The following is a 19577-nucleotide window of genomic DNA, read 5'->3' as shown; positions in this document are numbered from 1 at the left end:
GTGCACGCCATGACGCCCGGCACCGTCTGGTTCGTCGGCGCCGGCCCGGGCGATCCCGAGCTCATCACCGTCAAGGGCCGCGTCCTCATCGAGCGCGCCGGCGCCATTCTGTTCGCGGGCTCGCTCGTCAACGAGGCCGCCACCCGCTGGGCGCCACCCGGCTGCAGCATTGCCGACAGCAAGGACATGACGCTCGAGCAGATGGCTGCCTGGCTCATCCTGCAGGCGCAAAAGCACGACACCGTGATCCGCCTGCAGACCGGCGACCCGGCGCTGTACGGCGCGCTGATCGAGGTGGTGCAGCCGCTGGACGCCGCCGGCGTGCCGGTGCGCGTGGTGCCGGGCGTGTCGTCCGCGATGGCGTCGGCCGCAGCGGCGGTGGAAAGCTTCACGCTGCCCGAGGTCACGCAGAGCGTGATCTTCACGCGCGTGGAAGGCCGCACGCCCATGCCGCCGGGCGAGTCGCTGGCCGAGCTGGGCCGCCACCACTGCACGCTGTGCATCTTTCTGTCGATCACGCTGCTGCACAAGGTGCAGGCCGGCCTGCGCGAGGCCGGCTGGGCCGACAGCGCGCCCCTGCTGGTGGTGCACAAGGCCAGCTGGCCGGGCGAGGAAATCATCGTGCGCGGCACGCTGGCCGACATCCGCGAGCGCTGCCGCGCCGCCGGCATCGTGAGCCAGGCCATGGTGATCGCCAGCCCCACGCTGGGCGCGCGCCAATGGCAGGAGCTGGCGAAATCCAAGCTCTACGACGCGAGTTTCACCCACCGCTTTCGCCGCGCCAGCCAGCCAGCGGCAGGCCCTGCCGCCGACCCTTCAGACCCCATCGCCCCATGAACGACCACACCACCATCCTGCTGATCGGCCACGGCTCGCGCGAGCCCGAGGGCAATGACGAGATCCACGCCTTCGTGGCGCAATGGCGCGCACGCCGGCCCGGCTGGCGCATCGAGGTGTGCTTCATCGAATTCGCGCCGCCCGGCCTGCACGACGGCCTGCTGCAGGCCGCGCAGGGCAGCCGGCGCGTGCTGGTGCTGCCGCTCATCCTGAACGCCGCCGGCCACGTGAAGATGGAGATTCCCGAGGCCATCGAGCATGCGCGCGCGCACTGCCCGGGCGTCGATTTTCTGTACGGCCCGCACCTCACGGCGTGCGAACCCATCCTGCAAATCCTGCAGCGCCAGCTGCGCCAGTGCATGAATGCGCTGGATGTGCCCGACCCCACCACCACCGGCGTGGTGCTGCTGGGCCGGGGATCGTCCGACCGCCAGGCCAACGGCGACGTCGCCAAGATGGCACGCTGGCTGCAGGAAGGCGGCCACCACGAGCTGGTCGAGATCGCCTTCACCGGCATCACCTGGCCACGCCTGGAGCGCGTGGTGCAGCGCCAGGTGCTGCTGGGCATGAGGCAGATCGTGGTACTTCCGTATTACCTCTACACCGGCACGCTGATGCAGCGCATAGCCCGGCAGGTGGAACACCTGCGCGCGCAGTACCCGCAGGTGCGCTTCGCCCAGTCGCAGCACTTTGGCCTGGAGCGCGAGATTTTCGAATTGCTGGACAGCCGTGTGAACGACCTGCTGGACGGCGTGGCGGGCAGCCTGCTGCCTTGCGACGGCTGCAAATACCGCGAGATCGCGCACGACCTGGGCCATGGGCACAGCCATGAGCACACCCATGCGCACGCCCCCGTGCAAGTGCAGGTGCATGCGCATGCGCCGCAGCCAGCAGGTGCACCCGCATGAGCACCGTCAACACCGTCACCGAGCAGCTCACGCGCGCCGGCCAGGCCATCGAGCACGACAGCTTCGCCATCATCGACGCCGAAGCCGGGCCGCACCCCTACACGGCCGCGCAGTGGCCCATCGTGCGCCGCATGATCCACGCCAACGCCGACTTCGAATTCAACGGCCTGACCGCCTTCCACCCGCAAGCGGTGGAGGCCGGCATCGCCGCCATGCTGCGCGGCGGCGCGCCCGTGGTGGCCGATGTGGAGATGATCTGCTCGGGCCTGTCGCAGCCGCGCCTGGGCCACTTCGGCATGCGCACGCACCAGTTCATCAGCGATGCCGACGTGATCGCCCAGGCGCAAAGGGAGGACACCACGCGCGCCGTGCAGGCCATGCGCAAGGCGCACCGGCAGGGCCTGCTGCACGGTGCCGTCGTCGGCATCGGCAACGCGCCCACGGCGCTGATCGAGCTGGTGCGGCTGATCACGGACGAGGGCGTGCGCCCGGCGCTGGTGGTGGGCATGCCGGTGGGCTTCGTCTCGGCCGCCGAATCCAAGGCGCTGATGGCGCAGGTGGCTGACGTGCCGTGGATCGTCATTCGCGGCCGCAAGGGCGGCTCCACGCTGGTGGTGGCCACGCTGCATGCGCTGCTGGCGCTGGCCGAAGCCCGCCAGAAAGCCACAGCCCAAGGGACGCCATCGCCATGATGGAAAAGACCGTGCGCCGCGGCACGCGCACCGGCTTCACCACCGGCGCGTGTTCGGCCGCCGCCGCGCGCGCCGCCGTGCTGGGCCTGGTGCACGGCAGCGTGCCCGACGCGGTGGACTGCCTGCTGCCCAACGGCGACGTGGTGCGCTTTGCCGTGCAGGACGGGCAGTGCGACGGCCAGACCGCCCACGCCATGGTCATCAAGGATGCGGGCGACGACCCTGACTGCACTGACAAGGCCCACTTGACGGCCGACGTGCGCGTACTGCCAGGCCAGTCAGGCGCCTTCCTGCTGCAGGGCGGCTTCGGCGTGGGCACCGTCACCATGGCCGGGCTGGGACTGGAAGTGGGCGGCCCGGCCATCAACCCCGTGCCACGAAAGAACATCGAAGAGAACGTGCGCGCCGTGGGTGATGCGTTGCTGGCGCGCGCCGGGCTGGAAGTCACCATCTCCGTGCCGCAGGGCCTGGAGATGGCCAAGAAAACGCTCAATGCGCGCCTTGGCATCCTGGGCGGCATCTCCATCCTGGGCACGACCGGCATCGTGAAGCCGTATTCCACCTCTGCCTACCGCGCGAGCGTGGTGCAGGGCGTGCAGGTGGCCGCCACGCTGGGCCATGGCGTGGTGGTGCTCACCACCGGCGGGCGCACCGAACAGTTCGCCATGAAGGAACGGCCCGAGTTGCCCGCAGCCTGCTTCGTACAGATGGGCGACTTTCTGCGCTACGCGCTCGACGAGGCCGTGGCGCAGGGCGTGCAGCGGGTCGTCATCGGCGGCATGGTGGGCAAGCTCACGAAGATCGCGCAGGGCGAAACCATCACCCACGCCAACCGGGCCGAGGTCGACACGCAGCTGCTGGCCGACCTGGCCGCCGGCGTGGGCGCGCCACCCGAGGTGTGCGCCGAAATCGCCGCCGCAGAAACCGCGCGCTTCGGCGCCGAGCGCATGCAGGCGCTGGGCCTGGGGCCTGCATTCCACTCCGCACTGGCGCAGGCCGTGGTGCGCACCCTCACCGCGCCCGACCGCTACGGCGAGCGCTTCCACCTCACCGTGCTCGTCTGCGATTTCGACGGCACCAAGATCACCGAGGCCACCTCTGGCCCCACCGCCTGCGCATGACGATGACGACCCTGCTTGAAAAAGACCCCCAGCCTTGCCGCGTGATCGGCGTGCTGGACGACGGCGCCGCCAGCCTGGGCGCCACCGCGCTCGCGCTGCTGCGCCGCGCCGACCTGGTGATCGGCGGCACGCGCATGCTGGCGCTGCTGGAAGACGACATCGCCCCGCATGCCACGCGGCGCGACCTGACCGGCTGCCTGCCCTCCGTGCCCGGCTGGATCGCCGAAGCGCGCGCTGCCCAGCAGGCCTGCGTGGTGCTGGCCACGGGCGACCCGCTCTGCCACGGCATCGCCAGCTACCTGGCCTCGCGCCTGTGCATTCAGGCGCTGGAAGTGATGCCCAACGTCTCCACGCTGCAGCTGGCCTGCGCGCGCCTGGGGCTGGCGTGGCAGGACGCGCGCATCGTCTCCGTGCATGCCAAGGATGCCGGCGAATGGACGGTGGGCGCGCCGCCAGCGCACGGCCTCTATGCGCTGGCGCAGGCCGTGCGCGCGCACGACCGCCTGGCCGTGCTTACCAGCCCCGACAACACGCCCGCGCGCATCGCCCGCCTGCTGCTGGCCGAAGGCCTGGGCGAAGACTTTCAGGTCAGCGTGGCCGAACGCCTGTGCACGCCCTGCGAACGCGTGTGCGCCGACCTCGCACCTGCCGATGCCGCCACGCAGACCTTTGCCGACCCCAACGTGGTGCTGCTGGTGCGCACGCGCCAGCGGCCCGAGCCCGTGCGCTTCGGCCTGGCCGATGCGGCCTACTACCAGCGCCAGCCCAGGGGTGGTGGAGAAGGGGGCCTCATCACCAAGCAGGAGGTGCGTGCGGTGTCGCTGGCGCGCCTGCAGCTGCGCGCCAACAGCCGCGTGTGGGAGATCGGCGCCGGCAGCGGCTCGGTCGGGCTGGAGGCCGCGCGCCTGTGCCAGCAGGGCCACGTCTGGGCGATCGAAAAGAACGAGGGCGACGTGGCCATTGCGCGGCAGAACGTGCAGGCCTTCGGCGTGTCCAACCACACGCTGGTGCACGGCAAGGCGCCCGAAGGCATGGACGCGTGGCCCGACCCCGACGCCGTCTTCATCGGCGGCTCGGGCGGCGAACTGGCCGAGCTGATCGCGCTGTGCCTGGCGCGCCTGCGCCCGGGCGGCTGGCTGGTGATGAACTTCGTCACGCTGGAAAACCTGGCCGCCGCCACGCAGGCGCTGCAGCAGGCCGGCGCCGCGTGGGACGTGCTGCAACTGCAGGCCGCGCGCAGCAAGCCCATCCTGCACATGCACCGCATGGCGGCCGAGAACCCGGTGTGGATCGTCTGCGCGCAGCCGGCAGGCCCTGGCGATGCGCCGGCCGCGCCGACGGAGGTGGGCGCATGACCGGCCTCGCCACGCCTGGCAACACGCTGGCGGTCGCGCCATTGGGCCGCCTCATCGGCGTGTCCCTGGGGCCGGGCGACCCGGGCCTCATCACCCGCGCCGCGTGGGCCCAGCTGCAGCGCACCGGCACCGTGTGGACCTATCCCGCGCGCAGCACCAAGACGCCCAGCTATGCGTTCGACATCGTGCAGCGCGCCGGCCTGGCGCCGCCCGCGCAGCACCAGACGCTGCTCTTTCCGATGACGCACGACGGCGACAAGCTGGCCCGCGCGTGGATGCGTGCGGCCGACACCGTGCTGCCCTGGCTGCTGGCCGGGCAGGACGTGCTGTTCCTGGTGGAGGGCGATGCCAGCACCTACGCCACCTTCGGCCACCTGGCGCGCACGGTTCGGGCGCTCGACGCGCGCATCGACACCCCGGTGATCGCGGGCGTCAACGCCTTCGCTGCCGCCTGCGCCGTGCGCGGCATGCCGCTGGCCGAGCAGGACGACACCATCGCCATCGTCCCCGCCGCCTACGGCGTGAGCGCCGTGGACCGCCTGCTGACCGACTTCGACACGCTGGTGCTGATGAAGGTCAAGCCGCTGATGGACGACCTGATCGACTGGCTCATGCAGCGCGAACTGCTGCCGCACACGCAGTTCATCGAGCGCGTGGGCGCGCCCGACGAGCGCAGCGTGAACGGGGTGGACCTGCCCGCGCTGCGCGGCACCAAGGTCAGCTACCTCTCGCTCATGGTGGTGAAGAACCCGCATCGCATCCGGGGCGAGCGCATCAAGGGCTGCCTCAAGAAAACCTCGCCCACCGCGCCGCTGGCCGGCGCTGCGGGCCTCTCACTTGCCGAAACGGAGCCAGACGAATGACCTCGACCCCCACCCCGAACCCAGACCCCAACCCCGTGGTGCTCTCCGCCCCGGCCATCGCCCCCGAGTCGGTGCGCGTGTGCCTCGTGGCCATCACGCGCCACGGCGCCGCGCAGGCAGCGCAACTGGCGCGCGATGTGCCGCAGGCCCATGTGTGCACGGCCGCCAAGTTCGCCAGCGCGTTCGACGGCCTGCCCAACACCGTGCGCGCTTACGAAGGCGCCTTGCGCGACGAGATCGCGCCGCTGTTCGCGGGCTACGATCAGCTGGTGTTCTTCGTGTCGCTGGGCGCCGTGGTGCGCCTGATCGCGCCGGTGCTGAAGTCGAAGGACGAAGACCCCGGCGTGACAGTGGTGGATGACGCCGGCCAGTTCGTCATTCCGGTGCTGTCGGGCCATGTCGGCGGCGCGAACGAATGGAGCGAGCGCATCGCCTCGCTGATCGGCGCCACGCCCGTGCTGACCACCGCGTCCGACGTGGGCAAGACCATTCCGGTGGACATCCTCGGCCGCCACCTGGGCTGGCGCGTGGAGGCGCCCAAGATCAACATCACGCGCGTGTCGGCCCATGTCGTCAACGGCGAGCCCATCGCCGTGGTGCAGGAGGCCGGCCGCCGCGACTGGTGGAACCGGCCCACGCCGCTGCCCGCGAACATCGCGCGTTTCGACCGCCTGGGCGATGTCGATCTGGCGCACTACCGGGCCGTGCTGTGGGTCACGCACGCCGACGTGCCGCCCGCGCAGTGGGAGGCCCTGCACGAGCGCCTGGTGGTCTATCGCCCGCCGGTGGAAAGCGCCGCCGCATGACCACGGCGCCCGGCAGCGGCACCTTGCGCCTGGCTGTGGGCCTGGGCTGCGATCGCGGCACGCCCGAGGCCACGGTCGAGGCCTGCCTGCGCGCGGCACTGGCCCACGCCGGGGCCGACATCGCGCAGGTGGCGGTCGCGGCCAGCATCGAAGCGAAGGCCGACGAAGCCGCCTTCCTGTCGCTGGCGGCGCGCCACGGCTGGCCGCTGCGGTGGTACAGCGCGGCGCAACTGGCCGCCGTGCCGGTGCCCAACCCGTCGGACACCGTGCTGCGCTACATGGGCACGCCCTCGGTCAGCGAAGCCGCAGCGCTGCTGGCGGCGGGTGCCGCGCACGATGCGTCGGCCCTGCTGGTGGAAAAGCACCGCCTGCGCGGCGGCGACGGGCGCAACGCCACGGTGTCGATCGCACGCATCGCGGCGGGCGCCGGCTGACCACCCCTGTCCACCTTCTTTCTCATCCCCGTTTTTCTCTTCCTATCCCGTCCGAAAGGCTCACACCATGCACATCGAAATCGGCATCCTCTCGCAAGACAAGATCGCTTACGCCTCGGCCGCCGCGTCGGCGCTGCTGGGCGCACACGCCATGGGCCTGCTCAAAAGCCCCACGGCCTGGCTGCGCACCGCGCTGGCCGCGTTTTTCTTCAGCCTGCTGATGCAGGCCTGGCACCTTCCCGTGGGCCCGTCGGAGCTGCACCTCGTGGGCGCCATGCCCATCTACCTGCTGTTCGGCTTCATTCCCACGCTGTTCGGCTTCGGCCTGGGGCTGCTGGTGCAGGCGCTCGTCTTCGAGCCGCAGGATCTGGCGCACCTGGCCATCAACTTCCTGAGCCTGGCGGTGCCGCTGGTCGCGACCCACCACGCCCTGGGCCGCCGCATGCAGGGCATCAGCGTGGCCAACGTGCTCAAGCTCGACGCGGCCTACTACGCGGGCGTCACGCTGATGGTGGGCTTCTGGCTGTCCATCAGCAGCGATGCGGCACCCGTCGCCGACTGGGCGCTGTTCGCAGCGTCGTACCTGAGCCTGGTGGCGCTGGAGCCGCTGCTCACCATCGGCCTGCTGCTGGGCGCTGCCCGCCTGCAACGCCATGTGCGTGGGCGCCGCTGGCTCACTGCCTGCCTGGACGAGCGCGCGCTGCCCCGCGTAGCCGCAGTTGCACCTTCCGCCGCCACCTGAAAGCAACCCATGTCCGCAGGAAAAATCATGCTCGTGGGCATCGGCCCCGGCAGCACCGACCACATGACGGCGCGCGCCCGCGCCGCCATCGCCGAGGCCGACACCATCATTGGCTACGTCACCTACATCAAGCTGGTGGCCGACCTCATCGAGGGCAAGGAGATCATCCGCAAGTCCATGACCGAGGAGCTGGACCGCGCCATCGAGTCGCTGGCCCGCGCACGCGAGGGCAAGAAGGTGGCGCTCATCTCGTCGGGCGATGCGGGCGTCTACGGCATGGCCGGCCCCACGTTCGAGGTGCTGTTCCAGGCCGGCTGGACGCCCCCCGCCTTCGATGAAAACGGCGTGGTCGAGCCCGGCGGCATCGAGGTCGAGATCGTGCCCGGCGCCTCGGCCATCAACAGCTGCGCGGCCCGCGTGGGCGCGCCGCTCACGCACGACTTCTGCGCCATCTCGCTGTCCGATCTGCTCACGCCCTGGCCCACCATCGCCCGCCGGCTCGATGCCGCCGCGCTGGCCGACTTCGTGGTCGCGCTGTACAACCCCAAGAGCGGCCGCCGCACGCGCCAGATCGAGGAGGCCCAGCGCCTCTTCCTGCGCCACCGCAGCCCCGATACGCCCGTGGCCATCGTCAAGAGCGCGTACCGCCGCCGCGAGCGCATCGAGTTCGCCACGCTGGCCACCATGTGCGATGCCGACATCGGCATGCTCAGCACCGTGCTCATCGGCAACAGCAACACCATCGTGCGGCACGGGCTGATGGTCACGCCACGCGGCTACGCCAACAAATACGACGTGGAAGGCGGCGGCACCACGCTGGCCGGCGAGCGGCCGGGCCGGTCGCTGTCCACCGGGCTGAACGGCTGGCTGGAGAATCTGCAGCTCGACCACGCGGCCGGCGAAACCATCGAGGCCCTGGCCCGGCGCCACCGCCTGCCGGCCGACTACATCCGCGAGACCCTGGCCCAGCCTCTGGCCGCCGAGGCCGTCGCCACCACCGAGGAAGAGGCATGAGCCAACAAGACCCCACCACCGTGACGACCACCACCACCAACGCAACCGCAGCGCCCGAAGGCGTGCGCGTCGCCATCAAGCCGAAGATCGGCGCTTACCGCCGCCACATCCTCATCTGCACCGGCCCACGCTGCGCCGAAGACGGCCAGGCGCAGGCCCTGTTCGACAGCCTGGGCGACAAGTTCAAAGCCGCCGGTTTGAACGACGGCGAGCTGCGCGTCAAACGCAGCCGCGTCAGCTGCTTTGCCGCCTGCAAGGGCGGCCCGGTGATGTGCGTGCAGCCCGACGGCACCTGGTACTACGACGTAACACCCGCCAACATGGACCGCATCATCGACCAGCACCTGGTGGGCGGCAGGCCCGTGGAAGACCTGGTGTTTCACCAGGGGCCTTCGGGCGGTTGACAGAAAGCCCAGCGGACTCACGGAGCGATCCACGGCTCTTGCGCGTAGGCACGGTGCAGGAGCGCCAGAAACTCAGGCGCCGGCGGTATCTGCACCGGCCCGATTCGATGCACCGCGACGCCGGGCGTCCACGAGTTCATCACCGCCGCGCCGCTCAGACCGGGCAGGTCCGCCAGGGTGATGGGTTGCCGCCGCTGCGCGATGCCCAGGCGTTCCAATTGCCGGCCGACCGCGCCCATGGTGGTGCCGGTCAGCATCGCGGCCTCTGGCCAGACCACCGTGCGGCCATCCCAGAACACCAGGTTCCAGATGGTCGCCTCGCTCAGACGGCCCTGGCCATCCACGAAAGCCGCATCGTCGAAGCCTTGGGATACGGCTTGCCGAAGCAACCAGGTCTTTGCCACTTCGCCGACGTGCTTGATGTGCGCCAGCACGCGTTCGTGCGGCAGGGCCGCCAGCGCCAGCGGCCCTGCCGGCCCCTGCGCCGGTGGCGCAGTGCGCACCAGCACGTCGGGCCGCATCGATCCGACGGCATCGGTGAACTCGCCGGCCGGCGAATACACCGTGGCCGTCAGCGAGGCGTTGCCGCCCGGGCAGGCAAGCAGCGCTGCGCGTAGCATTCCGCGCAATGCATCGTCCGGCAGAGCCTGCCCGAACAGGGCGTTCGATGCGTTCCGCAGCCGCTGCTCATGCAGATCCAGGCCACGTACCGCACCACCGCGCACCTGCATGGCGGTGAAATGGGCATAGCCGGCGAAGGCCAGGCCCGCCAGTTCGCGCGCCGTTGCCGTGTGACCGTTGCGCTGGGCCGTGACCCCTCCAGCGTCAGGAGAGTCCGATACGTTCGAGGCGTCGAAGGCGTTTGCTTTGTCCATAGGCATGCTCCAGTTTCATAGAGCAGCAAGGCTAAACTTTGACAGCGGTGTCAGAGTCAAGCGCACCCGGAAAGAATCGCCATGCAGATCGGAGAACTCTCGCGCCGCAGCGGCGTCAGCCAAAGAATGCTGCGCTACTACGAACAGCAAGGCCTGCTGCGCCCGGCACGCACCGAGGCCGGCTACCGGGACTTCGGTGAAGCCGAGTTGCAGGCCGCGCTGCGCATACGGCTGCTCAGCGCGTCGGGGCTGAAGCTGGACGCCATCCAAGTCCTGCTGCCCTGCATGGTCGACGGCCCAGGCGTATTCGACGCCTGCGACCCCATTCGCGCCACTTTGCAGCAGGAACTCGCAAGGCTCGACCACCACCTGCACGCACTGGCCGAAAGCCGCCGCATCGTCGCCAGTTACCTGGAGGGTCTTGAAGAAAGACCCGCCAGCAGGCCCTAAGCCTAGCCCGGCAGCGCTCAGCGCTTGCCGCCCAGCACCAGCAGCAGCCCGCCCACCACGATGGCGCCGATGCCGGCCCACAGCGGAATGTTGACGGTCTCTTTTTCCTGGGCCGATATCTCCAGCGGGCCGACCTTCACCACGGTCGTCTCTTTGGTATAGCTGAAGCCGCCATAGGCCAGGCCCAGCGCCCCCGCCGCAATCAGCACGATGGCAACCAGTCGAATGGGGTTCATGTCGTCGGACTCTCTGTGTATGCGGCGCCGCTCGCGGCGCCAGGGTGAAGCCAAGGCAATTGCTGGCGCCGGCAGCATGCCACAACGACGAATGCTTACGGCCGAAGCGAGGCGCTGGCGCCTTGCACCGCTGCATAGTGCAGCACGGTGGGGAACGGCTCGTAGAAGTGGTGCAGCAGCCGCTTCCAGTCCTGGTACTGGGGCGATGTGCGAAAGCCGGTTTCATGCGCGTCCAGCGTGTCCCATTCCACCAGCAGCAGGTATTCGGACGGGCGCTCGATGCAGCGCTCGAGCCGGTGCGAGCGGTAGCCCGGCATGGCCGCGATGATGCGCTGCGCCTGGCGGAAGGCGTCTTCGAAGTCCGCCTCGTGGCCGGCGCGCACCTGCAGGGGTGCGGATTCCAGAATCATGGCAAACGACCTGTCACTTCGATTGGCCGCTCAACGCGGGCGGAACATCTTGAACAGCTGCTCCGGCCCCACGGTGAAGTAATCGGCCGGGCCGCCCGCGCGCAAGATGTGCCCCGCATTCGCCGTGTCGTACACGCCGTCTTTCAGCAGCGCACGGTCGATGTGCACTGCTACCACCTCGCCCAGCACCAGCCAGGTCGGCACCTGCACGCCATCTGCGCCCTGCAGTTGCACGATCTGCGTGCTGCGGCATTCGAAGGTCACGGGGCTCTCGGCGACGCGTGGCGCAGCGACGCGCTGCGAGGGCAGGGCGTTCAGCCCGGCCAGCGTGAATTCATCCGCCTCGGGCGGCACCGCCGCGCAGCTGGCGTTCATGGCGTCGGCCAGCTCGCGCGTGGCCAGGTTCCAGACGAATTCGCCCGTGGCCTGCACGTTGGCCAGCGTGTCCTTGGCGCCGATGCTGGCAAAGCCCACGATGGGCGGCGTGTAGTTGAACGCGTTGAAGAAGCTGTAGGGCGCCAGGTTGCGCACGCCCGCGACGCTTTGCGTGCTGATCCAGCCGATGGGGCGCGGCCCGACGATGGCGTTGAACGGGTCGTGCGGCAGGCCGTGGCCCTGGCGGGGCTCGTAGCTGTGAAAGCGCGCGTCGGCGGTGATGGAGCGGGATGGATCGATCATGTGGCTGCCACGATACCGGCATTGGTCGTGTGCCGCAATTGCTATTATTTTTATAGCTATTAGCGCTTGATAAACGGGCGCTGGAGGCCTAAAAGGCTTGAAACCCCTGACCCGACGGCAGGTGCGCTGATGTCTCCGCCTCCACCACCGGCCGAGCAAGCCAAGGCGGTGGCGGTGGCGGTGGCAGGCTTAGTCGCCGAAGTCGAGCGGCAGGCCCACATAGTTCTCTGCGATGGTGCGCGCGCCCGCGTCGGAATGCAGCAGGTAGTCAATCTCCGCCGCCTGAAACTTTGCCGCCATCGCCGCGTCGTCGCCCGGAAAGTTGTGCATCAGTTGCGTGAACCACCAGGAAAAGCGCTCGGCGCGCCAGATGCGCTTCAAGCACCGCGCCGAATAGCCGTCGATGCCGGCCTCGCTGCGCTCGGCATAGAACTCGATGAACGCGCCGGACAGGTATTTCACGTCGGTCGCTGCCAGGTTCAGGCCCTTGGCGCCCGTCGGCGGCACGATGTGCCCGGCGTCGCCGGCCAGGAACAGGCGGCCAAAGCGCAGCGGCTCGGTGACGAAGCTGCGCAGCGGGGCGATGCTCTTTTCCAGGCTGGGGCCGGTCACCAGGTGCTCGCGCGCCTGCGGGTCCAGGCGCAGGCGCAGCTCGGCCCAGAAGGCGTCGTCGCTCCACTGCTCGATCTTGTCGGTCAGTGGCACCTGCAGGTAGTAACGGCTGCGCGTGGCGCTGCGCTGCGAACACAGCGCAAAGCCGCGCGGCGTGTTCGCGTAGATCAATTCGTGGTGCACCGGCGGCGTGTCCGACAGCATGCCCAGCCAGCCGAAGGGGTAGACCTTTTCGTAGGTCTGCAGCGCGCTTGGCGGCACGCTGGCGCGGCACACGCCGTGAAAGCCGTCGCAGCCCGCGATGAAATCGCAGGCCAGCGTATGCGTGACGCCGTCCTTCTCGTAGGTCACGCGCGGGCGGGCCGAATCGAAGTCATGCACCTGCACGTTCGCGGCTTCATACACGGTGGGCAAGCCTGCTGCAGCGCGCGCCTGCATCAAATCGCGCGTCACCTCGGTCTGGCCGTAGACCATCACGTGCTGGCCGCCCGTCAGCGCCTGCAGGTCGATGCGGTGGCGCTGACCATGGAGCAGCAGATCGAAGCCGCCATGCACCAGGCCCTCTTGCTGCATGCGCTCGCCCACGCCGGCTTGCTGCAGCAAGTCGATGGTCACCTGCTCCAGCACGCCGGCGCGAATGCGGCCCAGCACGTAGTCGGCCGGCTGGCGCTCGATGATCACCGCGTCGATGCCCGCACGGTGCAGCAATTGCCCCAGCAGCAAGCCGGACGGGCCGGCGCCGATGATGGCGACCTGGGTGGTGAATGGAACGGCTACGGCTGCCGCAGCAGCAGAGGACGAAGTAGGTGCAGCTTCAAGGGAAGTCATGGGCGTGTCTTTGGCCGCCTGCCTGGGGCGGGCGCTGGTGTTTCGATGTGAGTCCGTTAAATAATCAATCAACAGCCCACAGCGTAGAAGCGCCATCGGTCAGGCACCAGTGCCATCGACCATTGACTGCGCGATCATCGCGCAGCCCATGCGATGATCGCGCAGTACTATTATTCGACCGCCCAGCGCACCACCGCACCACATCAGGCAACGATGGCAACTCGCACCACATCCGCGGCCGGCATCGCCCATGCCGACTTCATCGCCGGCATGGCCAAGGGCATGGCCGTGCTGGAGAGCTTCGACACCGAGCGCCAGCGCCTCAACGCCACGCTGGCGGCCGAGCGCGCGGGCCTGACGCGCGCGGCTGCGCGGCGCCATCTGCTCACGCTGGCGCACCTGGGCTATCTTGAAACCGACGGGCAGTACTTCTGGCTCGCGCCCAAGGTGCTGCGGCTGGCGGGCAGCTACCTGGCGTCGGCACGGCTGCCGCGCGTGGTGCAGCCCACGCTCAACCGGCTGGCCGCGCAGACGCAGCTGCCGTTTTCCGCCGTGGTGCTGGAAGGGCGCGAGGTCGTCATCGTGGCGCGCAGCACCGCCCAGCAGGGCAATGGACGGAGCGGCGACGCGGGCGACCGCGTGCTGGCCTACGGCCTGCACCTGGGCAGCCGCCTGCCCGCGCACGCCACCTCCACCGGCCGCATGCTGCTGGCGGCCCTGCCCAAGAGCGCTGTGCGCGACTGGCTGCGCGGCCACCCGCTGCCGCGCCTGACGGCCTACACCCAGACCGAGGCGCCCGCGCTGCGCGCCGCCATCGACGCGGCCCGCACGGCCGACTGCTGCATCGCCAGCGAAGAGCACGAGCTGGGCGTGGTGGCCCTGGCCGTGCCGCTGCGCGATCTGCAGGGCCGCACGGTGGCCGCGCTCAACGTGGTGACGTCGCCGCAGCGGCTGCCTCCCGCTCGCCTGCAGCGCGACCTGCTGCCGATGCTGCAGGACGCTGCGCGCGAGCTGCGGCCCTTGCTTTAAGGTGTTATTGGCCTCTAGCGCTTATCCATCAAGCGCTTGCAGCTATCAAGTCAATAGCAAGCCAATGGGCACGGGTCAGAACGACTCGGTATCCACCTCGCCCGTGCCCTGCGCGTTGTAGCGCCCGCCCGCCACGGTTTGCTGGTTGATCAGCGCCTCGGCCCGCGCCACCACGTCGGCCGACAGGCGCACATCCGCAGCGCCCAGGTCTTCCTGCAGATGCGCCACGCTGGTGGTGCCCGGAATCGGAATGATGTGCTCGCCCCGGTGCAGCAGCCACGCAATCGCCAGCTGCGCCGGCGTGCAGCCGGCTTCGCCCGCCAGGGCCGTGAAAGGCTTCAGCAGGCGCGCGTTGACGGCGTAGTTGTCGGGCGCGAAGCGCGGCATGGCGCGGCGAATGTCCTTGGCGTCCAGCGCGGCCACATCGAGCGGCCCGCAGAGAAAACCGCGCGCCACCGGGCTGAAGGCGACGAAGGCGGTGCCCAGCTCGCGGCAGGCGTCCAGCACGGCGATCTCGGGGTTGCGCGTCCACAGCGAATACTCGGTCTGCACGGCGGCGATGGGGTGCTCGGCATGCGCGCGCCGCAGTGTGGTGGCCGACACCTCCGACAGGCCGATGCTGCGGATCTTGCCCGCGCGCACCAGCTCAGCCAGGCCGCCCACGCTCTCTTCGATGGGCACGCTCTTGTCCCAACGGTGCAGGTAATACAGGTCGATCACGTCGGTCTGCAGGCGGCGCAGGCTGTCTTCGCAGGTCTTGCGCAGCGTGGCCGGACGGCCGTCGATCACGCGCACCAGGTTGCCGTCGCCCTTCACGTCCACACCCTGCATGCCGCATTTGCTGGCCAGCGTGAAGCGGCTGCGGTGGCTTTTCAGCACGCGGCCGACCAGCGTTTCGTTGGCGCCGAAGCCGTAGAGCGCCGCTGTGTCGAACAGCGTCACGCCCGCATCCAGCGCGGCGAGCAGCACGCGCTCGGCCTGCTCGGGCGCAGCCGGCGGGCCGTAGGCGTGCGACAGGTTCATGCAGCCCAGGCCGATGGCCGAGACGGAGAAAGGTCCGAGGTTTCGTTGTTGCATGGCACGAGCTTAACGCCATGCACAGGCGCAGCGAGCCCCCCACGGCGACCCGCCATGCCAGCGGCCAAGGGCGTGATGGCCCGTCCTATAGTGGCGTGGTGCACACCGAACCCAACCACCCCATTCCGTCCTTCGCCCTGACGCGCAGCGACAACGCCGAGTTGCAAAAGCGCATGCTGGCCCATGCCAAGGCCCAGTTGCGCAGCGGTGCGGGCCGCCGATCCATGCCGTGGTGGCGGGCCGCTCTGCTGTGGGTCGCATCCGTGGTGGTTCTGGTGTTCCTGATGCGCTGGATCGAATCGCTGCCCAGCGTGGGTACCCATCTGGCCGTAGGCGCCGTCGGGCTGGTGGTGGGTGTGTTCGGGGTGTGGGCGCTGTTCAGCTCAGGCACCCATGCGATTCAACAAGCGATGTTCCGGGACGACGGCTACTGCCTTTCGCCCCAGTCAGTGGATGTGCGGGGCGACTGCATCGAGCAGCGCACCCGCGCAACGCACTGCTTCTGGCAATGGGCAGGCTTTCATAGCCGGCAGGAGAGCGAAACGCTGGTGTTTTTGTTCGTGGACAACGCCGTGTGCCTGCCGGTGCCCAAGGCCATCCTCACCCCCGAAACCTACGCGCTCATCGAGCAGCGCGTGCCATTGCAGGCGCCTTGAGTCCTGCTGCCCGCTAAACACCAACATGCTCCACGTCACCCTGTTCGCCGACTACTTTCAGTTCTATCTGCAAGACGATCACGCAGAGGGCCGCGATATCGCAGCGCAGTGGAGCGATGACGACGTGGCGCGCATGCTGACCGTGGGGCCCGGCGTGGTGGGCATAGGCACGGCGCGCAACATGAGCGTGCCGGTGTCGCTGGAGCTGCTGGGCGAAGCACCGGCCTTGGACCTGACCGCCTGGGACCACGTGGTCGAGTGCACTCTGGTGGCGTCCAGCGGCCAACTGGTGATTGCCGGCAGCAGCGATTACCTGCCCGATGCAGCACGCATTCCCGTGGCACCAGGCATGTACCGCGTGCGCCTTGCGTGCGCCGGGCTGGGCACGGTGTCTGGCAGCGGCCTGGAGGGAGACGACCGCTACCACCTGCAGCTCTGGCCGGCAACGGCTGCCGAGCCGGTCGTGCTCAAGCAATACGCGGGTTAGCTGGCCGCTGCGGGGCACAGGCCCCCAGCACCTGACGGCGATCTCAGGTGATCTTGAAGACCGTCAGCACCTTCTTGCCGCCCGCCTTCTGTTCATACGCGGCCCACTGCTTGATCCCCTTGACCAGCACCTGCGTGCTCACGTCACGCACCGCCTTCTTGGCCTGAAGCTGGGCCGTCAGCCAGTCCTGGATATGCGGGAAGTACGCACCCTCCTGCCCGGTCGGGATGAGCATGTCCTTGCCGGCCACTTTGCCGGCGGGGGTGACAGTGATTTCGGTGGCGGGCATGAGTGGGCGTCGGGAGTGCAGGGCCAAGGCCGTTGACGGCGGCAGAGACCGGCAAACAGAGGGCAGAGAGCAAAGGGGCGCATTCTAGGCCGTCCAAACGGGCAGAAGCAGCGCGTGGCTAGCGCACCAGCCTGGCTGGCTCACCATCTGCACTGCTATGGAAAAAGTAGCGACTAGCGCTTATCCAGTAAGCGCCAGAGCCTCATTTGACTCAAAACATCCTGCTCTGTTCAACGGCTGCCCTGGCTGGTGCAGCACCTGGTGGCAGGCCCGCATGCGCGCCACGCTGGCGTGGGCGTCGCCGGCCCCCACGCGGAGCAGGCAAGAAAAGAAGGCCGCCGGCTGCGCTCCGGCGGCCGGGTGACTCAGAGCGCTTCGCTGCTGCTCCAGCGCGCCATCAGGGTATTGGACGGCAGCGTCTCGTCCACCAGTTTGCCGGCCGTCTCGGCACCGGCCACCGGCAGGCCGGTGGGGTCGAGCGCGCCGATCTGCACCAGCACGCTGGCCTGATCCCAGTAGATGTGTTCGTGGCACAGCTTGTCGCCGATGAACCGGATGACGCCCAGCATGGGAACGGTCACCTTGCGGCCGGTCGGTGCCAGGCCCGGCAGCAGCCAGTCGATCTCGGTGCTGTGGGTGAACTCCAGGATGAATTCGTCCACGACCTGGTTCGCGCCGATGGTGCGGGACAAGGGCTTGAGCACCATGTCGGGCGGATTGCCGTGCACGAAGTGGTGCTTGTAGAAGCGGTAGAGCTGGCGGTAACCCACGCCGCCGGTCATGGTGGGGATGTGGTTGACGTAGGGCTCGGCCACCATGGTCGCCATGGTGTCGTCCACGTTGCGGGTGCCGAACTCGTACTCGCAGTGCTTGTCCCACAGGGCGGACAAATCGAATTCGGGGCCGATCTCGCGTTTGAGCGCGGCGATGGTGCGCTGGTGCGCCATGGTCGATGCGAGCTTGTCGAAGTGCGCCCCACCGGCACGCGCAAATGCATGATCCACGCCCGGATAGGTGTAGATCTCCACACCCTTTTTGCCACCGATGGCCGCAGCGATGGCAGCTCTTGCATCGGCAGTGCAGTAATGGTCGAGCTCGGCGAAATGCAGCACCAGCCGGCCGGTGATGTGGGCGGCCTCGGGCAGCGCGTGTTCGATGCCCATGCCGTAGTAGCCCACGCACACCGCCGCATCCGTGCGGCAGGCTGCAAAGTAGGCCAGCCGGCCGCCCAGGCAGAAACCGACCAGGCCCTGGCCGACCGCCTTGTCCACTTCGGGCAGGGTGCGCAGCAGGTTCAGGCAGGCCTGGATGTCTTCAATGCCCTTGTCCAGGTCGAACTTCTGCAAATGGCCAAAGGCTTGCTCGAAATCGGCCGGGCCAAACCCCAGTTCGATGCCGGGTTTTTCGCGCCAGAACAGGTCGGGCACGATGGCCACGTAGCCTTCTGCCGCGTATTGCGCGGCCACCGCGCGCATGTTGGCGTTGACGCCAAAAATCTCCTGGCAGATCACCACGCCAGGCCCCCGGCCCGATGCGGGGTAGGCAATGTGGGCGGAGAAATTACCAGTGCCATCCAGGCTGGCGACTGTCAATGTGGAATGCATGGGGTTCCTTCATGGGGGGTGGAGTGCGATGCTGCTATGAGACACCCGATCACTCAGCTGGACTAGCCAGAAATGGCAATTGCCGAATTCGGCCAACAACGCCAGCGGCGGCAGGTCAACGGCATGCAATTGCATGAACGTTCCACAAGAATAGCCCCCGATGAGGCCCATATGAGCGCGTTTCCCCACGCCATGGATCTGTCCCGCGTCTACAGCCACCCGGTGTTCCGCACCACCAGCATCCCCGACTCCTGCCGTCAGTTGGGGCCAGAGCTGTCGGAACACCGGCTGCGCTGCGGCGCAGGCGACATCGACTACAGCCTGCACAGCGCCCACTCGCGGCGGGCCAAGATGATGATTCTTCGCTACGGCCCCGAGGTGGAAGTCCACTGCGGCGGCTTCCAGGACTTTTTTCTCGTGCAGATGCCGCTGCGCGGCTGCGTCGACATCTTGAGCGACGGGCATCGCATGACGGTCGAGGCCGGCCAGGCGGTGGTGGTCGCGCCCCAGCGCGAGCTGCGGCTGAATTTGAGCCGCGACTCCGAACAACTCATCCTGCGGCTGCCCCGCCAGCTGATGCACGAGGCCGCCCAAGCCTGCGGAAGCTGGCGGTCACGCCACGGGCCGGTCGATGGAACACTGACTCCGGCCTCCCGCATGGATGGCGTGGACTATTCGCGCTGGGCCGGTTTGGTGCAGGGTTTGATGTCGGGGTTGCCTGGCGATGATGCCCAGGTGCCAGCCTGGCTCGAAGAGGTGGAATTCGGCCTTGCGCTGTTTCTTCTGACGCAGCAGCGCCGGCTGGGCGACACCCCTGCGGACGACGGCTTGACCACGCCGCGCGCCGATTCCGAACCCCTGGCCGCCGCCGAGCGCTACGCCATGGCTCGGCTGTGCGCGCCGCTGTCGCTGGAAGATCTGGCCCGGGCGGCGGGGGTCAGTTCACGCACGCTGCATCTGTACTGCAAGCGTCGGTTCGGCGTAGGCCCCATGGTGTGGCTGCGCCAGATGCGGCTGGACGCCGCACGGCAAAAGCTCAGCAGCGGCCGCGACTGCCGGATCACCGACGTGGCGATGGACCACGGCTTCGGCCACCTGGGACGGTTTTCTTCGTATTACCAGCAGCGTTTTGGCGAGCTGCCGCGCGAGACAACCGCCCGCCGCTGAGTG

24 protein-coding genes are annotated in these 19577 nt (G+C 68.7%); 16 read left to right on the top strand and 8 right to left on the bottom strand.

Annotated elements, in window-relative coordinates:
• Positions 1-9: 9 nt before the first annotated feature.
• The 11 genes from cobM to RQI28_RS10680 all read left to right on the top strand — a co-directional run bounded on the left by cobM (position 10) and on the right by RQI28_RS10680 (position 9176).
• The gene (gene cobM, locus RQI28_RS10730; protein WP_311222128.1) at positions 10-837 is read left to right on the top strand and encodes a precorrin-4 C(11)-methyltransferase; all 828 of its coding nucleotides are present in this window, start codon (positions 10-12) and stop codon (positions 835-837) included.
• On the top strand, positions 834-1745 hold the full coding sequence (locus RQI28_RS10725) for a sirohydrochlorin chelatase (RefSeq protein WP_311222127.1): 912 nt from the start codon (positions 834-836) through the stop codon (positions 1743-1745). The genes cobM and RQI28_RS10725 overlap by 4 nt, the downstream gene beginning before the upstream one ends.
• Positions 1742-2437, top strand: coding sequence for a precorrin-8X methylmutase (locus tag RQI28_RS10720; RefSeq protein WP_311222126.1), 696 nt, complete (start codon positions 1742-1744; stop codon positions 2435-2437). Before RQI28_RS10725 ends, RQI28_RS10720 begins: the two co-directional genes overlap by 4 nt.
• Positions 2434-3558, top strand: a complete 1125-nt coding sequence (locus RQI28_RS10715; protein WP_311222125.1) for a cobalt-precorrin-5B (C(1))-methyltransferase — start codon at positions 2434-2436, stop codon at positions 3556-3558. The genes RQI28_RS10720 and RQI28_RS10715 overlap by 4 nt, the downstream gene beginning before the upstream one ends.
• Positions 3555-4913, top strand: coding sequence for a precorrin-6y C5,15-methyltransferase (decarboxylating) subunit CbiE (gene cbiE / locus RQI28_RS10710; protein WP_311222124.1), 1359 nt, complete (start codon positions 3555-3557; stop codon positions 4911-4913). The genes RQI28_RS10715 and cbiE overlap by 4 nt, the downstream gene beginning before the upstream one ends.
• Positions 4910-5776, top strand: coding sequence for a precorrin-2 C(20)-methyltransferase (cobI, locus tag RQI28_RS10705; RefSeq protein WP_311222123.1), 867 nt, complete (start codon positions 4910-4912; stop codon positions 5774-5776). The genes cbiE and cobI overlap by 4 nt, the downstream gene beginning before the upstream one ends.
• Entirely contained in the window at positions 5773-6582 is an 810-nt protein-coding gene (locus tag RQI28_RS10700; RefSeq protein WP_311222122.1) for a cobalamin biosynthesis central domain-containing protein, read from the top strand. The genes cobI and RQI28_RS10700 overlap by 4 nt, the downstream gene beginning before the upstream one ends.
• A complete protein-coding gene (locus RQI28_RS10695; RefSeq protein ID WP_311222121.1) occupies positions 6579-7016 on the top strand; it encodes a cobalamin biosynthesis protein in 438 nt (145 codons plus the stop codon). Before RQI28_RS10700 ends, RQI28_RS10695 begins: the two co-directional genes overlap by 4 nt.
• Positions 7017-7083: 67 nt before the next feature.
• Entirely contained in the window at positions 7084-7758 is a 675-nt protein-coding gene (locus tag RQI28_RS10690) for an energy-coupling factor ABC transporter permease (RefSeq protein WP_311222120.1), read from the top strand.
• A 9-nt stretch (positions 7759-7767) separates the two neighbouring features.
• On the top strand, positions 7768-8772 hold the full coding sequence (cobJ, locus tag RQI28_RS10685) for a precorrin-3B C(17)-methyltransferase (RefSeq protein WP_311222119.1): 1005 nt from the start codon (positions 7768-7770) through the stop codon (positions 8770-8772).
• A complete protein-coding gene (locus tag RQI28_RS10680; RefSeq protein WP_404976887.1) occupies positions 8769-9176 on the top strand; it encodes a (2Fe-2S) ferredoxin domain-containing protein in 408 nt (135 codons plus the stop codon). The genes cobJ and RQI28_RS10680 overlap by 4 nt, the downstream gene beginning before the upstream one ends.
• Before the next feature lie 17 nt (positions 9177-9193).
• On the opposite strand, the gene RQI28_RS10675 is transcribed toward RQI28_RS10680, so the two are convergent.
• On the bottom strand, positions 9194-10051 hold the full coding sequence (locus RQI28_RS10675) for an aminotransferase class IV family protein (RefSeq protein ID WP_311222118.1): 858 nt from the start codon (positions 10049-10051) through the stop codon (positions 9194-9196).
• An 81-nt stretch (positions 10052-10132) separates the two neighbouring features.
• Here RQI28_RS10675 and RQI28_RS10670 point away from each other — a divergent pair, with 81 nt between their 5' ends.
• Positions 10133-10501: a MerR family transcriptional regulator gene (locus RQI28_RS10670; RefSeq protein ID WP_311222117.1), complete on the top strand. Its 369-nt coding sequence runs from the start codon at positions 10133-10135 to the stop codon at positions 10499-10501.
• Between the two features lie 17 nt (positions 10502-10518).
• Here the strand turns inward: RQI28_RS10670 and RQI28_RS10665 are convergent, their stop codons facing one another.
• The 4 genes from RQI28_RS10665 to pobA form a co-directional block, all read right to left on the bottom strand.
• Positions 10519-10737: a hypothetical protein gene (locus RQI28_RS10665; RefSeq protein WP_311222116.1), complete on the bottom strand. Its 219-nt coding sequence runs from the start codon at positions 10735-10737 to the stop codon at positions 10519-10521.
• Positions 10738-10832: 95 nt separating this feature from the next.
• Positions 10833-11147 (bottom strand): antibiotic biosynthesis monooxygenase, encoded by a 315-nt coding sequence (locus tag RQI28_RS10660; RefSeq protein WP_311222115.1) that lies wholly within the window; start codon positions 11145-11147, stop codon positions 10833-10835.
• Positions 11148-11177: 30 nt separating this feature from the next.
• The gene (locus RQI28_RS10655) at positions 11178-11825 is read right to left on the bottom strand and encodes a flavin reductase family protein (RefSeq protein WP_311222114.1); all 648 of its coding nucleotides are present in this window, start codon (positions 11823-11825) and stop codon (positions 11178-11180) included.
• Between the two features lie 189 nt (positions 11826-12014).
• Positions 12015-13265 (bottom strand): 4-hydroxybenzoate 3-monooxygenase, encoded by a 1251-nt coding sequence (gene pobA / locus RQI28_RS10650; RefSeq protein ID WP_311222113.1) that lies wholly within the window; start codon positions 13263-13265, stop codon positions 12015-12017.
• A gap of 213 nt (positions 13266-13478) precedes the next feature.
• Between pobA and RQI28_RS10645 the strand changes: the two genes are divergently transcribed.
• A complete protein-coding gene (locus RQI28_RS10645) occupies positions 13479-14294 on the top strand; it encodes an IclR family transcriptional regulator C-terminal domain-containing protein (RefSeq protein WP_311222112.1) in 816 nt (271 codons plus the stop codon).
• A gap of 75 nt (positions 14295-14369) precedes the next feature.
• On the opposite strand, the gene RQI28_RS10640 is transcribed toward RQI28_RS10645, so the two are convergent.
• The gene (locus RQI28_RS10640) at positions 14370-15371 is read right to left on the bottom strand and encodes an aldo/keto reductase (RefSeq protein ID WP_311222111.1); all 1002 of its coding nucleotides are present in this window, start codon (positions 15369-15371) and stop codon (positions 14370-14372) included.
• A gap of 17 nt (positions 15372-15388) precedes the next feature.
• Between RQI28_RS10640 and RQI28_RS10635 the strand changes: the two genes are divergently transcribed.
• Both RQI28_RS10635 and RQI28_RS10630 read left to right on the top strand, forming a co-directional pair.
• A complete protein-coding gene (locus RQI28_RS10635) occupies positions 15389-16027 on the top strand; it encodes a hypothetical protein (protein ID WP_311222110.1) in 639 nt (212 codons plus the stop codon).
• 25 nt (positions 16028-16052) lie between these two features.
• On the top strand, positions 16053-16514 hold the full coding sequence (locus RQI28_RS10630) for a hypothetical protein (protein ID WP_311222109.1): 462 nt from the start codon (positions 16053-16055) through the stop codon (positions 16512-16514).
• A 43-nt stretch (positions 16515-16557) separates the two neighbouring features.
• Here RQI28_RS10630 and RQI28_RS10625 read toward each other — a convergent pair whose 3' ends face one another.
• Positions 16558-16803, bottom strand: a complete 246-nt coding sequence (locus RQI28_RS10625; protein ID WP_311222108.1) for a hypothetical protein — start codon at positions 16801-16803, stop codon at positions 16558-16560.
• Positions 16804-17168: 365 nt separating this feature from the next.
• Complete coding sequence (locus RQI28_RS10620; protein WP_311222107.1) at positions 17169-18407, bottom strand: dienelactone hydrolase family protein; 1239 nt, start codon at positions 18405-18407, stop codon at positions 17169-17171.
• A 171-nt stretch (positions 18408-18578) separates the two neighbouring features.
• Here RQI28_RS10620 and RQI28_RS10615 point away from each other — a divergent pair, with 171 nt between their 5' ends.
• On the top strand, positions 18579-19574 hold the full coding sequence (locus RQI28_RS10615) for an AraC family transcriptional regulator (protein ID WP_311222106.1): 996 nt from the start codon (positions 18579-18581) through the stop codon (positions 19572-19574).
• Positions 19575-19577 lie beyond the last annotated feature (3 nt).

The organism is Acidovorax sp. WCS2018Noco2-16 (assembly GCF_031843945.1).
Lineage (GTDB): Bacteria > Pseudomonadota > Gammaproteobacteria > Burkholderiales > Burkholderiaceae_C > Paracidovorax.
Note: the sequence above shows the minus strand (reverse complement) of the source record. Positions and strands in the feature narration are given on the sequence as shown.

What these genes read in the sequence shown, in the direction of transcription:
- cobM (WP_311222128.1), top strand. Translation starts at nt 10, where the DNA reads ATGACGCCCGGCACCGTCTGGTTCGTCGGCGCCGGCCCGGGCGATCCC.
- RQI28_RS10725 (WP_311222127.1), top strand. Translation starts at nt 834, where the DNA reads ATGAACGACCACACCACCATCCTGCTGATCGGCCACGGCTCGCGCGAG.
- RQI28_RS10720 (WP_311222126.1), top strand. Translation starts at nt 1,742, where the DNA reads ATGAGCACCGTCAACACCGTCACCGAGCAGCTCACGCGCGCCGGCCAG.
- RQI28_RS10715 (WP_311222125.1), top strand. Translation starts at nt 2,434, where the DNA reads ATGATGGAAAAGACCGTGCGCCGCGGCACGCGCACCGGCTTCACCACC.
- cbiE (WP_311222124.1), top strand. Translation starts at nt 3,555, where the DNA reads ATGACGATGACGACCCTGCTTGAAAAAGACCCCCAGCCTTGCCGCGTG.
- cobI (WP_311222123.1), top strand. Translation starts at nt 4,910, where the DNA reads ATGACCGGCCTCGCCACGCCTGGCAACACGCTGGCGGTCGCGCCATTG.
- RQI28_RS10700 (WP_311222122.1), top strand. Translation starts at nt 5,773, where the DNA reads ATGACCTCGACCCCCACCCCGAACCCAGACCCCAACCCCGTGGTGCTC.
- RQI28_RS10695 (WP_311222121.1), top strand. Translation starts at nt 6,579, where the DNA reads ATGACCACGGCGCCCGGCAGCGGCACCTTGCGCCTGGCTGTGGGCCTG.
- RQI28_RS10690 (WP_311222120.1), top strand. Translation starts at nt 7,084, where the DNA reads ATGCACATCGAAATCGGCATCCTCTCGCAAGACAAGATCGCTTACGCC.
- cobJ (WP_311222119.1), top strand. Translation starts at nt 7,768, where the DNA reads ATGTCCGCAGGAAAAATCATGCTCGTGGGCATCGGCCCCGGCAGCACC.
- RQI28_RS10680 (WP_404976887.1), top strand. Translation starts at nt 8,769, where the DNA reads ATGAGCCAACAAGACCCCACCACCGTGACGACCACCACCACCAACGCA.
- RQI28_RS10675 (WP_311222118.1), bottom strand. Translation starts at nt 10,051, where the DNA reads ATGGACAAAGCAAACGCCTTCGACGCCTCGAACGTATCGGACTCTCCT.
- RQI28_RS10670 (WP_311222117.1), top strand. Translation starts at nt 10,133, where the DNA reads ATGCAGATCGGAGAACTCTCGCGCCGCAGCGGCGTCAGCCAAAGAATG.
- RQI28_RS10665 (WP_311222116.1), bottom strand. Translation starts at nt 10,737, where the DNA reads ATGAACCCCATTCGACTGGTTGCCATCGTGCTGATTGCGGCGGGGGCG.
- RQI28_RS10660 (WP_311222115.1), bottom strand. Translation starts at nt 11,147, where the DNA reads ATGATTCTGGAATCCGCACCCCTGCAGGTGCGCGCCGGCCACGAGGCG.
- RQI28_RS10655 (WP_311222114.1), bottom strand. Translation starts at nt 11,825, where the DNA reads ATGATCGATCCATCCCGCTCCATCACCGCCGACGCGCGCTTTCACAGC.
- pobA (WP_311222113.1), bottom strand. Translation starts at nt 13,265, where the DNA reads ATGACTTCCCTTGAAGCTGCACCTACTTCGTCCTCTGCTGCTGCGGCA.
- RQI28_RS10645 (WP_311222112.1), top strand. Translation starts at nt 13,479, where the DNA reads ATGGCAACTCGCACCACATCCGCGGCCGGCATCGCCCATGCCGACTTC.
- RQI28_RS10640 (WP_311222111.1), bottom strand. Translation starts at nt 15,371, where the DNA reads ATGCAACAACGAAACCTCGGACCTTTCTCCGTCTCGGCCATCGGCCTG.
- RQI28_RS10635 (WP_311222110.1), top strand. Translation starts at nt 15,389, where the DNA reads ATGCACAGGCGCAGCGAGCCCCCCACGGCGACCCGCCATGCCAGCGGC.
- RQI28_RS10630 (WP_311222109.1), top strand. Translation starts at nt 16,053, where the DNA reads ATGCTCCACGTCACCCTGTTCGCCGACTACTTTCAGTTCTATCTGCAA.
- RQI28_RS10625 (WP_311222108.1), bottom strand. Translation starts at nt 16,803, where the DNA reads ATGCCCGCCACCGAAATCACTGTCACCCCCGCCGGCAAAGTGGCCGGC.
- RQI28_RS10620 (WP_311222107.1), bottom strand. Translation starts at nt 18,407, where the DNA reads ATGCATTCCACATTGACAGTCGCCAGCCTGGATGGCACTGGTAATTTC.
- RQI28_RS10615 (WP_311222106.1), top strand. Translation starts at nt 18,579, where the DNA reads ATGAGCGCGTTTCCCCACGCCATGGATCTGTCCCGCGTCTACAGCCAC.